The organism is Flavobacterium sp. (assembly GCF_044357305.1).
In the GTDB taxonomy this organism is placed as follows: Bacteria; Bacteroidota; Bacteroidia; order Flavobacteriales; family Flavobacteriaceae; genus Flavobacterium.
This window is the reverse complement of the sequence record NZ_JBIKPS010000001.1, coordinates 193668-209293: the sequence shown is the minus strand read 5'-3', so window position 1 is coordinate 209293 and position 15626 is coordinate 193668. Positions and strand designations below refer to the sequence as shown.

General features: G+C 36.2%; 6 protein-coding genes. 1 reads left to right on the top strand and 5 read right to left on the bottom strand.

Translation table 11 applies throughout. The annotated features are described in order from the left end of the window. Positions 1-20 precede the first annotated feature (20 nt). Positions 21-10874, bottom strand: a complete 10854-nt coding sequence (locus tag ACIQ2J_RS00915) for a fibronectin type III domain-containing protein (protein ID WP_396165574.1) — start codon at positions 10872-10874, stop codon at positions 21-23. A 189-nt stretch (positions 10875-11063) separates the two neighbouring features. Between ACIQ2J_RS00915 and hflX the strand changes: the two genes are divergently transcribed. Beyond that, positions 11064-12290 carry a GTPase HflX gene (gene hflX, locus ACIQ2J_RS00910; RefSeq protein ID WP_396165573.1) on the top strand — a complete coding sequence of 409 codons (1227 nt, stop codon included), beginning with the start codon at positions 11064-11066 and terminating at the stop codon, positions 12288-12290. 65 nt (positions 12291-12355) lie between these two features. Here hflX and ACIQ2J_RS00905 read toward each other — a convergent pair whose 3' ends face one another. The 4 genes from ACIQ2J_RS00905 to ACIQ2J_RS00890 form a co-directional block, all read right to left on the bottom strand. Further along, positions 12356-13261, bottom strand: a complete 906-nt coding sequence (locus tag ACIQ2J_RS00905) for a DUF3078 domain-containing protein (protein ID WP_396165571.1) — start codon at positions 13259-13261, stop codon at positions 12356-12358. A 267-nt stretch (positions 13262-13528) separates the two neighbouring features. After that, the gene (locus ACIQ2J_RS00900) at positions 13529-14032 is read right to left on the bottom strand and encodes a DUF2480 family protein (protein ID WP_396165569.1); all 504 of its coding nucleotides are present in this window, start codon (positions 14030-14032) and stop codon (positions 13529-13531) included. A 33-nt stretch (positions 14033-14065) separates the two neighbouring features. Continuing rightward, complete coding sequence (gene gmk / locus ACIQ2J_RS00895) at positions 14066-14644, bottom strand: guanylate kinase (protein WP_396165567.1); 579 nt, start codon at positions 14642-14644, stop codon at positions 14066-14068. A gap of 88 nt (positions 14645-14732) precedes the next feature. Beyond that, positions 14733-15593: a YicC/YloC family endoribonuclease gene (locus tag ACIQ2J_RS00890; RefSeq protein WP_396165565.1), complete on the bottom strand. Its 861-nt coding sequence runs from the start codon at positions 15591-15593 to the stop codon at positions 14733-14735. Between the last annotated feature and the right edge of the window lie 33 nt (positions 15594-15626).

The window sequence follows — 15626 nt, the reverse complement described above, 5'->3', positions numbered from 1 at the left end:
TTTTCATTTTACTTTGCTAATTATTTAGAATCTCTGTTTATATAAATCCATCCTGTAGTGCTAGGTTGATTGTTTTTAAAATCAATCACATAGTAATAGGTTCCGTCAGGAAGTTCATTTCCAGTATTAGATTGTCCAATCCATTCGTTTGTATAATCCATTTTAGTATAAACTTTCGTTCCGTATCTATTAAAGATTTCCAATTGTTGCACATTCATCAATCGTAAATCGAAGAAGTCATTTAAATTGTCATTATTTGGAGAGATACCTTTTTGGATGTCACAATAAACCCTATCTACTAATATGCTATGTGTTTGAACACAAGAGTTAACAGTTACAGTCGCATAGAAAGTTAGAGGAAATGAAGCAGGAGGTGTTAGTCCGCCAATATAAGTGGTAGCATCAAATGTAGGATTAGTTCCAATGTTATTTGTATTTAAAGTCCAATTAAAAGTAGCTGAATTCAAATCAAATGAATTTCCAGAAGGAATTACTTCTAAAGTAAATTTATTGTCTACACATTGACCTAAAAGAGTAAAATCAAATGCTGGACTAAAACTAACTGTTCCAGAAGCACTTGTGCTAACACAACCTGTTACTGTATTGGTAATAATCACAGAATAAGTTCCTGCTATTGTTGTAGTAACTGTTGCAGAAGTTCCTGGGTTAGACCCAACAGGGCCAGACCATGCATAAGTATAGTTTCCTGTAGTAGATGGCGTAGCATTTATAGTTGCAGTCGCGCCTTGACAAATAGTAGCATTAGAAACAGAAACGACAGGAAGTACATTAATAATTACTGTACTAGAAGCAGGTAAACTTGTACAACCTGCAGCAGATGTAATTGTTACAGAGTAGTTTCCAGATACTGTTGCAGTAAATGAAGCTACATTCCCTGGGTTAGTTGTTCCAGATGGTACTGTCCATGTATAGGTATAAGTTCCTGCAACTCCTGGGGTAGCTGTAACCACAGCATTTATACCAGTACAAACAGTTGTATTAGTAACCGTAACAGTTGGTATAGGATTAATAGTGACAGTACTTGATGCAGAAACACTAATACATCCAGTTAATGTGCTTGTAATAATAACTGTATATATTCCTGAAACTGTTGCATTAAATGTAGAAACATTACCTGGATTAATTGCTCCAGTTGGCACTGTCCATACATAAGTATAAGTACTTGTTGTTCCTGGGGTAGCTGTAACAGTTGCATTTTGTCCATCACAAACGGTTGGACTATTTAATGTAACAGTAGGTTCAGCGTTAATTGTTACGGTGCTAGTTGCAATGGTACTCGTACAGCCCGCACCCGAAGATATGGAAACAGTATAGGTTCCAGATACAGTAGCAGTAAATGAAGCTACATTTCCTGGGTTAGCTGCTCCAGTTGGCACAGTCCAAGTATAAGTATAAGTTCCTGCAACTCCTGGAGTGGCCGTAACTACTGCATTTGTTCCAGCGCAAACAGTTGGACTATTAACTGTAACAGTTGGAACAGAATTTAAATTAGCAGTTCCTGAAGCAGAAATACTAGTACATCCTGTTATTGTGTTAGTAATAATTACACTATATACACCAGAAACTGTTGCATTAAAAGTAGCTAAGTTACCTGGATTAGTTGCACCAGTTGGCACAGTCCATACATAAGAGTAAGTTCCTGCTGATCCTGAAGTTGCAGTTACCACAGCATTTTGTCCTAAACAAACGGTTGGGCTATTTACAGTCACCGTTGGTTTTGTATTTATCACCAAAGTAGTAGTAGTAGAGCTAGCATCTTGGCATAAAGCTAGATTAGCAAGGACTGCATAAGTAATTTGGTAAGTTCCTGGTAAAGCAGTTGCTAAATTAACTACACCTGTAGATGCATTTACACTTAAACCTGTTCCAGAAGTTAACGTATAAGTTCCCCCCGTTGTAAATCCTACAGCAGAAGTATCTGGAGTTAATGTTGAAGCTACATCTATACAAACTGGTGAAGTATAACTAAATGTACTTACCGAAGGATTAAGTATAGGCGATGTTAAAGTAACATTTACAGTTATTGAAATACATCCAGTTAGTACATCTTGAACAGTAATGGTATGCACACCAGGAGTTAATCCGCTAAAAATCGGACTAGATTGGTAAGAGCCTCCATCTACACTATATTGATAGTTTGTAGCTGTTGTGTTTAGAGTATATAATCCAATATTAGAATAATCGTTGTTAGCACAAATTTGACTTCCTGCATAATCTAATACATTCCAATCGTTATTATTATAAGTAGGATTTGGTAAAGGAGAAATAGTATTTTTTCTTCTAAAATCTGCACCTTCAGTACCAATACTAGTTGGAGCCCAATTACCGTCTCCAAAAATGCCCCAACTATCTATAAGAGTTGCGCCATTAAATAGACCATAATGATCATTTCCACCAGCTGAGAAATTAACCGAACCTGAACCATTACTTTGTGCTCCTAATGAACCATCGCCACCAAGTATTGAAGTACATACACTTGCTCCTCCTGTTCCTAAAGCTACAACATAAGATGCTCCGGAAGCAATAGTTATATTACTTAATGGTAATGTAAATCCGTAAGCACCACCATTATTAGCGGTTTTTATAGAATAATTCGATAAATTAATTGAAGCACCTGTTCCATTGTATAACTCAATATAAGATAAAGATCCAGAATTAGAATCAGTTGCTTCAGATATAAATAAATCCGTAGGCAATAAAGTACCTGGACTTGAAATAGGCGAAGTAACTTGTATAGTTCCTGTTGGTGTTGCACAAGAAGGTTGAGTTATTACTACAACAGTTGGATCTGGAACTGAATTAATAGTTACATTGATTGTTAATGGGTCCGCACATTCTCCTGCGTTAGGCGTGAATGTGTATGGTGTAGTTCCTGCAACAGTTGTATTTATAACCGCAGGTGACCAAACTCCAACAATTGAATTTAGTGAAGTGGTTGGTAACAATGGTGCAATTGAACCTGAACATATTGGTGCAATAGCTGTAAAGGTTGGTGTTACTATAGTATTAATAGTCACCGTACCAGATGCGGTTGCAGGGCAGTTAGCCGTTGTCATTGAAATAGCATCTATAAAATTACCAACTGATAATTGGGATGTTCCAGCACTTACGGATACAAAACGAAGGGAATAATTAAAATTACTATTTGTAGGGAAAGTATAAGCTACAGTATTATAAACCCAAGCAGCAGGTGTAGCTGAGAAATCTCCTAAACTAACATAAGGCCCACCTATAGGTCCTATTTCTACTCGCATTACATCTGTTCCACTGAAACGACCTCTATGAGCAAAAGAAATATTTACTGTCGAACCTGGTAAAATACTGATGTCTTGATAAAGAGTAGAAACTAGATTAGCATTTAATTCAATAAATTGAGTTCCTGAATAAGAAGGTGTGGATTCATTACCTGAAGACCATACTTCAATCATTCCATCAGATGCAGTTGTTTTCCAACAAGCAAAAACAGATTGATTAACCATTAATGATCCACCTGTAGGAACCCCTATAGGGTCATCAAATCCAGTATTACATAAACTACTTACATTATTTACTACAACAGTATAAAGTCCTGAAACGGTAGTTGTAAAACTAGCTACATTTCCAGGATTAGTTACTCCTGCAGGAACTGTCCATGTATAAGTATAAATACCAGGGGTAGTAACAGTAGCTGTAACGGTTGCTACTCCTCCACAAATTGTTGGACTATTTACAGTTACAACTGGCACAGGATTGATAGATACGGTAGAGGATACACTAATACTATAACATCCTGTAACAGTATTAGTAGCAATTACTGAATATATTCCACTTACTGTAGCATTGAAAGTTGAGACGTTTCCTGGATTGGTTGCCCCAACCGGATAAGTCCAAACATAAGAATAAGTTCCGGTAGGTGATGGCGTAGCTGTTACGATTGCAGGTTGCCCTTGACATGCGGTAGGACTATTAACTGTTACAGTTGGTAGAGCATTAAAAGTCACCGTTCCTGAAGCACTTGTACTTGAACAAGCAGTAACATTATTTGTAATAATAACACTATATGCCCCAGCAATTGTAGCTGTAAAAGTAGCAACGTTCCCAGGAGGGGTTGCTCCTACTGGAACAGTCCAAGCATAACTGTAATTTCCAGTAAAACCTGGTGTAGCAGTTACAGTTGCAGTTTGATTAGCACAAACGGTAGGACTATTTACTAAAACCGTTGGATTAATAGGGTCAACTAAAACAATTGGAGTAGCATATGGATATATACAACCATTTAATGTTATAGAGAAATTAGAATAAGTTGCTGCATTTAATCCGTTAATTACTATTACTCCAGAATTATCCGAAGTTAAATTTAATGGACCAACAGCAGTAGATCCTTGTTGGTAAGATACCCCATAAGTAGTACTTGGAGCCATACCAGATATGGTAATAGTACCATTTGTTCCACCACAAGTAGTAGGGTTTGTACTTACATAAACTGGTTCCGCTTGAATAGTAAAGGTAGCGGTAAAATAGGCTCCATTATTATCAATTAATATATTTTGATCACAGCCGGTTGTGCTTGATGCGCTTCCTGAAATATCATAATATACTTGTAAAACATAATTTCCGGGAGCGTAAGCTGTTAAATTTACTGGAGAGTATGGTGTAGTAGTTCCATTCGCAACTACTCTTTGCCATTTTTGATCTCCTGTCATACATGGTCCTCCCGTTGGGTAGGTACTTCCTGTACAACTTTCGAACAAAGGTAAATCCATAATTTGGAAAGCACTTGGTGTTGTAGCAGCAGGATAAACTCTATAGTTTAAACGAGCACTACAAACATTTGCAGTAGGAGATTTGAATGTTTTTACTTCTGCGCCTCTTAATATAAAGGTATTAGAGTTTTGAACATAGGTTCCTAAATTTGAGTTAGTAAACACATTTCCAATTGGCCCGATAATATCGGTTCCAGAACCTATCGTGTTAAAGAAATTAGAAGTTGCACAATTGGTTAACCATACGGCACTTGCATTACTACCCAAAGCACAGCTACTATTAACCGTAACATCTAGCGTAGTAGAAACAGCACATTGTCCTGTATCTGGTGTAAATGTGTAAGTCCCAGAGGCAGTATTACTTACTGTTGCTGGAGACCAAACCCCTGTTATTGGAGGCACATTACTAGAAGAAGTAGGAAGCACTGGTGCCGGCGTTCCAGAACAAATTGGAGCAGGAGTAGTAAATATTGGTGTAATACTATTAGTCACTGTTACGTTCATTGTTGTTGGTTCCGCACACTGTCCAGCTGTAGGTGTAAATGTATATGTTACAGTTCCTGTTGCTGAAGTGTCAATTGTTGCTGGAGACCAAACTCCAGTTATACCAGGAGTATTTGTAGAAGTTGTTGGCAAAATCGGCGCAGTAACTCCTTGACATAATGGTTGAATTTGTGTAAATGTTGGAGTTACAGGTGTTAATAGGTGTAACAATACATTTTCTGATTTAATAACTTGGGTTCCATCACAAGCAGTATAGGTAGCTTGTGCGGTCATATTAGTGTCCTGTGTAATACACACATTAGCATTTAAATTTGGAGTATAAGGCGCTCCATTTTGAAGCCATTGAAAAGTAACATTGGAAGCGCCACTTGGTAAAAATCTCCAAGCTTCATTATGTGCTTCCCAAGTTCCAGTATTTCTTCCAGGAGGAACAACAGCATTAGTACCAGTTGCATTTTGAATTCCGATTACGCCACTTCCAGAGTTCCAAGTTGTACATGCAGTTCTGTCTTGAATATAAATATCAATAACATTAGAAGTTTCATATAAAACCAATTGGCTTGTTTGAAGACCAACACTATTTGCACAACTAAATTGAGCCTCTTTACTAAAATTTATTACAAAAACTCTACAAGGAGCTATACCTAACACTTGGTAATTAATATTTGGTACCGCTGGAGGAGTTAAAATACTTGGATTAGTATCTTGATAAGGTGCATAAATAGCATTTAAAATTGGGAAGGTAGTACTTGGTATTTGAGCTGTATATGCCCAAGGACAATTTGATCCTGCAGCATGAGTATTAAACGTTACTACACCATTAGAACCGATATTTAAGGCATTGTAAGGCACGCCATAAAAACAGAATTTAAATGGAATTGGTAAATCTCCAGACCAAACGTCATCTATATTTACAGAAACTTGTGTTCCGCCTGTAAAAGGAAATGCTGGCAAATAAGGTGCTGAAAACACATCATACGAAGTAGTATCGTAAGAATCGGTATAGGTAGCTGCTAAATTCACGCAGTTGTTATCTGGACAAATATCTAATTGACCAGGACTAGTAGTTGTTAAATTTAAATCTACTCCAGCACATTCTGGTAATGGTGGGTTAACATATAAGTTAGAAGGTACTGACCATCCACTTTCGCTGTTAGATGTACAAATAGATCTAACATAAACATCATAAAATAATCCAACACTTAATCCAGTAATAGTTGTAGGATTTGTATTCACAATTGTTCCAATTGAACCTGGTCCTGGGGCTGGAGATCCTTGAGGTAAATAAATAATTTCCCATTGTGTTGCGCTTCCTGTTTCCGTCCAAGAAACTGTAGCAGTAGTTAAAGAGTCGGACCCACTTAAAACTAAAGTAGGAACAGAACATGTTGCCGTGCTAGTTGTTTTTGGACCTGCCCAAGAACTAGAACTTGTTGAAGAACATACTGCTCTTACATAAAAGTCATAACAAGTTGCAGAATTTAATCCTGAAATTGTTATTGGATTAGTTGCTGCAACAATAACACCTGTTGCTGTATCTGAAGGTGCTGGTGAGCCACATGGTATAGCAATTACTTCCCATGCTGAAGCAATAGATCCATCGGGATTTGCAGGTTGCGTCCAGCCTAATGAAATGGAATTATATAATACTGTTGCAGACGGTGTGGTCAAAACTATTGGTTTCTGACAAGGTGGTGCAGGAGCGCAAGTAACACTTGCTAACCATCCTGAAGCAACTGTAGTGCCATTAGTAGTAAATACAAATGTTAAAGATCCGTTTGGAGAGGATGAAGTAATTGCTTGAGGAATTGTAGTACCTGAATAAGTTGCTAATAAGATACCTGAAGTTCCAATACCATCGTATACTTGTAATATATCGGTGTTTAATTGTGTATTAAATGCAGTAAATGTTACTGTTACTTGATCACCAGGATTAACAGGGTTTATTACTGTAGTTCCACCATTAAGTGCAGTAATATTATTACCATAGTTTCCTGCAATTCCTCCTGGATCTACAAAATTACCACCACATATTGGTGGCGCAATTGGAGTTGTTGCAGAAATTGGTCCTGACCAAGAACTAGAATTAGTAGCATCACAAACTGCTCTTACATAAAAATCATAACAAGTTAAAGGTATTAATCCTGTTACTGTAAATGGATTAGTTGCTGCAGTAATAACTCCTGTTGCAGAAGCGGAAGGTGCTATTGAACCACATGGCAAAGCAATTACTTCCCATGCAGAAGCAATAGAAGTATCAGGGTTTGCTGGTTGTGTCCAAGCTACTAAAACTGAATTATATAATACAGTTACTGGAGGTATATTTAATACAATTGGTTTTTGACAAGGTGGCGCTGGTGCGCAAGTAACAGTTGCTAACCATCCAGAAGCTACTGTACTTCCATTAGAGGTGAATACAAAAGTTAAAGATCCTTCTGGAGAGGAAGATGTAATTGGTTGAGGAATAAAAGGTCCCGAATACGTTGCTAATAGAATTCCTGAAGTTCCTACTCCATCATATACTTGTAATATATCCGTATTTAATTGTGTATTAAATGCTGAGAAAGTTACGGTTACTTGATCTCCAGCATTTACTGGATTTATTATTGTAGTTCCACCATTAAGAGCAGTAATATTATTACCGTAGTTTCCTGCAATTCCTCCCGGATCTACAAAATTCCCACCACATATTGGTGGAGCAATTGGTGTTGTTGCGCTAACAGGTCCAGTCCAAGAACTAGTATTAGTAGCATCACAAACTGCTCTTACATAAAAATCATAACACGTTAACGGAGTTAATCCCGTTACCGTAAATGGATTCGTTGCCGCAGTGATAACGCCAGTTGCAGTAGCAGAAGGCACAGGTGAACCACATGGCAAAGCAATTACTTCCCATGCTGAAGCTATAGAAGTATCAGGACTTGCTGGTTGTGTCCATGCTACTAAAACTGAATTGTATAATACAGTTGCGGCTGGTATATTTAATACGATTGGTTTTTGACAAGGTGGCGCTGGCGCACAAGTTACATTCGCCAACCAACCTGATGCTATTGTAGTCGCGTTTGATGTAAATACAAAAGTCAAACAACCATCAGGTGAAGATGAGGTAATAACTGGCGGAAGAGTAGGTCCTGAATAAGTACCTAATAAGGTACCCGTTGTTCCACTTCCATCGTAAACTTTTAATATATCGGTATTTAATTGTGTATTAAAAGCTGTAAAAGTAACTGTTACTTGATCCCCGGCATTCGTTGGGCAAATCGTAGAAGAATAATTGGCATTATTTGCATAACTTGCTGAAGGCCCTCCAGTATCTACAAAATTACCTCCGCAAATTGGTGGTGCAATAGGAGTTGTAGCATTAACGGGGCCTACCCAATCACTATTATTCTCACACACCGCTCTAATATAAAAATCATAACATGTTAAAGGAGATAATCCAGTATATATATATGGGTTTTCAAAAACCATTACATCTGCTGTCGTACCCGCTGTTGGAGCAGGCGAACCACATGGCAAAGCTATAATATCCCATGCTGAAGGCGCATTGCCATCTGGATTAGCTGGTTGTGTCCATGCAAGAGTTACCGAATCATATACTACTGTCCCAAATGGGATGTTTAATAAAATTGGTTTTTGGCAACTTGGTGCTGGCGCACATGTTACATCAGCTACCCATCCTGTAGAAGCGATAGTACCATTGGAATTAAAAACAAAAGTTAAACAACCATCGGGTGAGGATGAAGTAATAGGTGCAGGAATTGTTGTACCGGAATAGGTTGCCAATAAAGTCCCTGTTATTCCGTTCCCATCATATACTTTTAAAGTATCATTATTTAATTCTGTATTAAATGCTGTAAAAGTTACCGTAACTTGATTTCCTGCTGTAGGACAAATTGTATTAATGACATTGGTTGAATTATTTGGATAATTACCTGCTTGACCTCCATCATCAACGAATTGCCCACCACATGCTGGGGGAGCTACTGCAGTAGTAAACAAGAAAGGACCTGCCCATGCACTAAATGTTGTGCCACCACCATCACAATCTGCTCTAACCCAATATTGGTAGGCAGTGTCTGGACTTAAACCAGAAACCATTGTATTAGTACTTGAAGCAGTAGTAGTTCCTGGAACTATTGGTACTGTTCCCCCTGCAGGTTGAACTATATATTGCCATGAAATAGCAGCTGGACTTGTCCAAGATAATTGAGCTCCCGTTGGAGTTACCGTAGGTACTGCTAAAGCAGTTGGTTGTGCACAATTTAATTGTTGTATTAATAAGGTGTAAGGATACGTTTGTGTAGCAGAAGTCGAAGACAGTACAATAATATAGGTTTGTCCAGCGGTAACATTCAAACTAGTAATTTCTCTTACTCCCGCAGTTGCATTTGCAACTCCAGCCAAACAAGTTACCCCAACATTAGCACAACCTTGGTATACAAATATACCTGAATTAGTAGCCGCCGGACTCCCTGGAGTCATAGTAATGCTGACAGCTCCAGTTGTTGCAGCCGTAAAGGTGTAAAATACATCATTACCTGTCATATAGTTTGTAGCAGTTCCTGCACAAAGCGCTGGCTGTGTTACATCATAAGTGTCTGCATAATTTGCAGTCGTATCGGATGTGCTATAAGGCAATGCAGGTGGAATTATTATTGCTGTTGGACATGTTAATCCAGGCGTTAATGTTGTGAAGTTAAATGGACCAACCCAGACGCTATCACTGTTAGAACATTTTGACCTTACGTAAAATACATATCCAGTAGCAGGAGTTAATCCAGTAGCAGGATAAGGTAATGCTCCATTATAAGTAACCCCAACTCCTGTAGGAGTTCCTATTGCAGGAACTACTTCAATTTCCCAAGAAGTGTTGCCATTAGCTGACCATGATAAATCAGCAGAAGTTGTTGTAATATTTGTTGCAGTTAATGAAGTACTTGTTGGCGCAATACATTGTTGAACTAATTTAACCTCGTCTATGTACCAACTATTTCCTGCTAATGTAGCAGTTGGTTGCGTATATTCTTTAACAAATGCAATATATACTTGTTGACCAGCATAAGCCGATAGGTCTACAGTTTTTAATTCATATACGTTATATACAGCTGCTATTGTGGTTTCATTCCACGTTTGTACCGTATTAGTGTAGTTGGCAACAATGGTTTGAGAAGCTGCAGTTGTAATAGTGTTTACCTTTATTAAATAATTAACGGCATTCGTATTATTAAGTCCAGTTCTTGTATAAAAAAGTAACTGCCCATTTGATGGTACAGTAACTAAAGGAGTTGCTAAATAATCTGCTGAGGTATTACCAATTCCAATTTGCTTTCTATTTATAAAAGCTGCTTGTGTGCCTGAATAAAAATTAGTCAGAGCTCTATTCCATCTTATTTGTCCTGCTACTGGTGCTGGAACTCCATTGTCAAATACTGCCCATTGATTTCCTGTGGCACCAGTGCCTAAATTCCAAGGCGAGGAAGCTATTGGAGTTGCAATAGCAGGTCCTGTAGTGTTTTCAAATCCCTCTATTCCTGGGGTTGGAAATTGGGAATAACCAATAAAAGAAAACAATAAAGCGAATAGTAAAAAGGTAATTTTTCTCATTATTATTAATTTATTTTAATAAATTTGGGTAAAAGGTAAATTGTTATAATTTCCAAATTTAAAAAAAAATATTAAATTTCGACAGAAAATATCATTAAATAGTGAAATATTATTATTTTTTATTTCTTTAACGTGTGATTTTAATCAAAAACAACATCAATTGCTTAAATTTGTTGCAGATAAATTATTATGATAGAAAAAGAAAAAATAAATTTTGAAAAAACCATAATTGTTGGAATTGTAACCCAAAACCAAACCGAGGAGAAGTTGGTAGAATATCTAGACGAACTAGAATTTTTAACCTATACGGCTGGTGGTGAAGTGGTAAAAAGATTTTGGCAAAAAATGGATAAACCGAACCCTAAAACTTTTTTAGGAACAGGAAAAATAGAAGAAATCAATCTTTATGTAAAAGAGAATGAAATTTCGACTATTGTATTTGATGATGAACTTTCTCCTTCCCAACAAAAAAATATTTCTAAAATAATTGATTGCAAAATTCTAGATAGAACCCATCTAATACTAGATATTTTCGCACAAAGAGCTGAAACTTCCTATGCAAGAACTCAGGTAGAATTGGCGCAATGTATCTATCTGCTTCCTAGATTATCCGGAATGTGGACCCACTTAGAACGACAAAAAGGGGGTATTGGAATGCGTGGACCTGGAGAAACTGAGATTGAAACTGATAGACGTATTGTTCGAGATAGAATTGCCTTATTAAAGGAAAAAATAAAAACTATTGATAGACAAATGTCCGTTCAAAGAGGTAATCGTGGCGCAATGGTTCGAGTAGCATTAGTAGGATATACCAATGTTGGAAAATCTACGCTTATGAATGCTATTGGGAAAAGTGATGTGTTTGTAGAAAATAAATTATTTGCTACTTTAGATACCACCGTCAGAAAAGTGGTGATAAAAAATATGCCATTTCTACTTTCGGACACCGTTGGTTTTATTAGGAAATTACCTACGCAATTGATTGAGTCTTTTAAAAGTACTTTGGATGAAGTTCGAGAAGCTGATTTATTACTGCATGTTGTAGATATTTCGCATGCTGAATTTGAAGATCATATAGAAGCGGTTAATAAAATTTTATTAGATATTAAAAGTAATGACAAACCAATAATCATGGTTTTCAATAAAATTGACGCCTACAAACATTTAACCATTGAAGACGACGATTTAATTACCGAACGGACCAAAAAACATTATACCCTAGAAGAATGGAAACAAACTTGGATGCACACCATGGGAGAAAACAAAGCTTTGTTTATTTCGGCAACCAATAAAGAAAACTTTGAAGAATTCAGAAAAACAGTTTACGAAGCGGTACGAAAGATTCATATCACTCGTTTTCCTTACAATAAATTCTTATATCCCGATTATGCAGATGCAGAGGAAGATAAAGAATAATTTTAAATCAAAAAGACCTTTTAAAATTTAATTAAAAGGTCTTTTTGATTTAGAATAGTTTGATTTTAGAATCCGAAATTTACACCCAAACCAAACACTTCTCTAATTTGCACTTCCGATTTAACCGGATTGGCATTGTCGTCATAGATAGCTTGAAAAGAAACATTGGCCGACATATATTTGTTAACTTTCATTACTAAATTCATTTGATAATCTACATCAATATTTTCTGGTTTATCTAAATAATTTGAATATAAATTCAAAATATTCTCCATAGATATATTTTCCATCAAATTCAATTTATAATATCCAGAAACACTAGCTCCAAATTCGTATCGAATCGTCTTTCCTTGTTCTACACCAAAAGAAGTGCCTAACTTTGTAAACTGCCCATCTACAATTATTAATCTTGATGTTGCTGGTGCAATGTTTACTTTTAAATTATCACTTTTTTTCCATAACATTCCAGGTCCTACTTGTAAATATGCGGGTGAAAAGAAATGCGAAATTCTAGTAGCACCTGTTGGATCAAAACCACTATCCATTTGGGTTTTAAAATTTAAGAATGCAGAATAATACCAATACCCCGAAGCTTTTTTTCCGAAAAGAGAATTCCATTCTAATCGATCATCCGTTTTAGTATTTCGTTCTGCACCTTTTAATTTGGTTAAACCATAAGCAGCAATAAATTTATTATCCCAAACTATAGTTTCTTTTTTATAATTACAATCGTAGTTTAATCCAATATTTCCAGCAATACTTGAGGTTCCTCCAGCCATCCAAGCATTATTAAATGCCGATTGATTAAATAAAAAGTTGATCTTCCCGGTTTTTTTCCATCCGTTAGGCAACTCTTCCGTTTTCCTGGCTGCTGCAGCTTCGTTTTGCTTTAAATTTTCTTTTTCTGCTGTTTGTGCAAATAGAAAAGTAACGCTAAAGAGAAACGTAATTGTGTAAATAATTTTATTCATATACTCTTTGTTTTTTATTGATTTGCAAAGGTATTTAAAAACATAATCCTTCCAAAATCAAGAAAATTATAAACGGCAAATAAAAGCATTAAAATACAGAATGAAAATTTTGTATATGTAGTACTTAACTATCTAAAAATTAATAGTTTATAATTAAAAACTATTTAACTTTTCCAAAATAATAAAGGGGAAACGCATAATTTTTTTTCGACGAATAACTCCAATATTCGTTAATAAGCACTATTTTTGGTTGTGTAAAATGTGGTTTTACCGTTTTTTATATAGTGGTACGGCAGAACAAGCTTCTCCATACATAATGCTTTTGGCAAATGGTTGCAAATGCTGAATTGCGAAAATATAAGCACTTTCTGGAACAGATTTTTTAGAACAGCCTTTCAAGATAACAGCTTTATCTTGGTAGGTATTATAATTAATTTTAGAAAGAACATCTTGAAATAACGAAGTTTCAAGATCCGTTATACTACCTAAAACAACTTTTTTAGCAAATGGAGAAACATAAACAGTTACTAAAATACTTGCCCATGCAGGAATTATAGCATCTGTAGAACAATGAAGGGCAACAAAATGATCTTGATATTGTCTCCAATCATGATTTTTTAATGCTTCTCTAAAGTCTTTTTCTTTCAAAAGAAAACCTTCAATTAGCCAATTTGAAATATCAATTTGTGTTCGAATTCCAATTGGATAGTGATCTTCTAAGTCAAAAACTTGAAGGGAAGAATTGGCAACTTTATTTATTATTTCGTCCATGTTATAGTTTTCACTTTTAGCTGAAGTACATATTTACAAATTACTATTCACAAACCCCTTCACCAATTGATAGGCGTCTTCCTTGGCCACATCCAAATCATAATTTTTAATGATTTTATCAAATTGTGGAGCCGTTGCCAATTCCACGTGGGCTTTAGCAATTCGCATATTGATTTTATCATCACTTTCGGTAGAACGTTCTTTTAGTCTTCGTTTTAGTTCGTCCACACTTGGTGGTTTAACAAAAACTGCTAAGGTTTCTTCTGGAAATTTCGATTTAATTCGCAATCCGCCAGCAACATCAATATCAAATATCACGTTTTTGCCTTTTGCCCAGATACGTTCCACTTCACTTTTTAAAGTTCCGTAAAAATTATCACGGTAGACTTCTTCCCATTCTATAAAATCATCGGCTTTGATGTGTTTTTTAAACTCCTCAATCGACATGAAATAATAGTCTTTTCCATCTACTTCTTGCCCACGAGGTTCCCGTGTTGCAGCCGAAATGGAAAACTCCAAATTCAAATCTTCTTTGGTAAGCAAATGCCTTACTATGGTCGTTTTTCCGGAGCCCGATGGCGCTGAGAATACTAATAATTTTCCTTTATTCATTATTTTGTCATTGCGAGGCACGAAGCAATCTCATCCTCATTTATTTTGTAAAATTAATACCTACAAGGTTAAAAAACCTTGCAGGATGTTAAAGAACATTAAGCACTTGCTCTTTAATTTTCTCCAATTCGTCTTTCATCATCACCACCAATTTTTGCATTTCGGTGTGGTTGGATTTAGATCCCATGGTATTGATTTCGCGGCCCATTTCTTGGGTGATAAAACCTAATTTTCTTCCGTTGGCTTCCGTTCCAGCAAGGGTTTCGATGAAATAATTCAAGTGGTTTTCCAAACGAACTTTCTCTTCGGTAATATCGTATTTTTCTAAATAGAAAATCAACTCTTGTTCAAAACGGCTTTCGTCAACAGCAAGTTGCAAGTCTTCAATGGCAGTTCGCAATCTGTTTTTTACGGTTTCCACACGTTCGGCATCGTAGGCAACAGCATCATTCATTAACGTCATGATGTTGGCGATACGGTGTAAAAATTCTTTTTCTAAAGAAACACCTTCATCTTTTCGGAATTGCGCCATGTTTTCTAGCGCTTGATCAATCACTTTCTGGATTTCCTTCCATTCGTTTTCATCAATTTCTTCGCGTTCTGTTTTTAATGCATCCGGCATTCTAATTGCCATTTTCATTAATTCTACTTCATCTGCAAGAGGCATAATGGCTTTCATTTGGGCAATATATCCCTTAATAATAGGCACGTTGATTTTAGAAGAAGTGTCTTCTCCAGTAACTTCAATATACAAAGAGAAATCAATTTTTCCGCGTTCCAATCGTTGGGATAACTGGTTGCGTAAACCCAATTCCATTTCTCTATAAATAGAAGGCATTCGAGTATTTAAGTCTAAACCTTTACTGTTTAGTGATTTTAATTCTACGGTAATCTTTTTGGTAGGTAATTGCAAAGATGCTTTTCCAAAACCGGTCATGGATTGTATCATTCTATTATTTTAATTGACTTCAAATATATAAAA

Coding starts and splice junctions, on each gene's coding strand:
- hflX (WP_396165573.1), top strand. CDS start 11,064: ATGATAGAAAAAGAAAAAATAAATTTTGAAAAAACCATAATTGTTGGA.
- ACIQ2J_RS00890 (WP_396165565.1), bottom strand. CDS start 15,593: ATGATACAATCCATGACCGGTTTTGGAAAAGCATCTTTGCAATTACCT.
- ACIQ2J_RS00900 (WP_396165569.1), bottom strand. CDS start 14,032: ATGGACGAAATAATAAATAAAGTTGCCAATTCTTCCCTTCAAGTTTTT.
- gmk (WP_396165567.1), bottom strand. CDS start 14,644: ATGAATAAAGGAAAATTATTAGTATTCTCAGCGCCATCGGGCTCCGGA.
- ACIQ2J_RS00915 (WP_396165574.1), bottom strand. CDS start 10,874: ATGAGAAAAATTACCTTTTTACTATTCGCTTTATTGTTTTCTTTTATT.
- ACIQ2J_RS00905 (WP_396165571.1), bottom strand. CDS start 13,261: ATGAATAAAATTATTTACACAATTACGTTTCTCTTTAGCGTTACTTTT.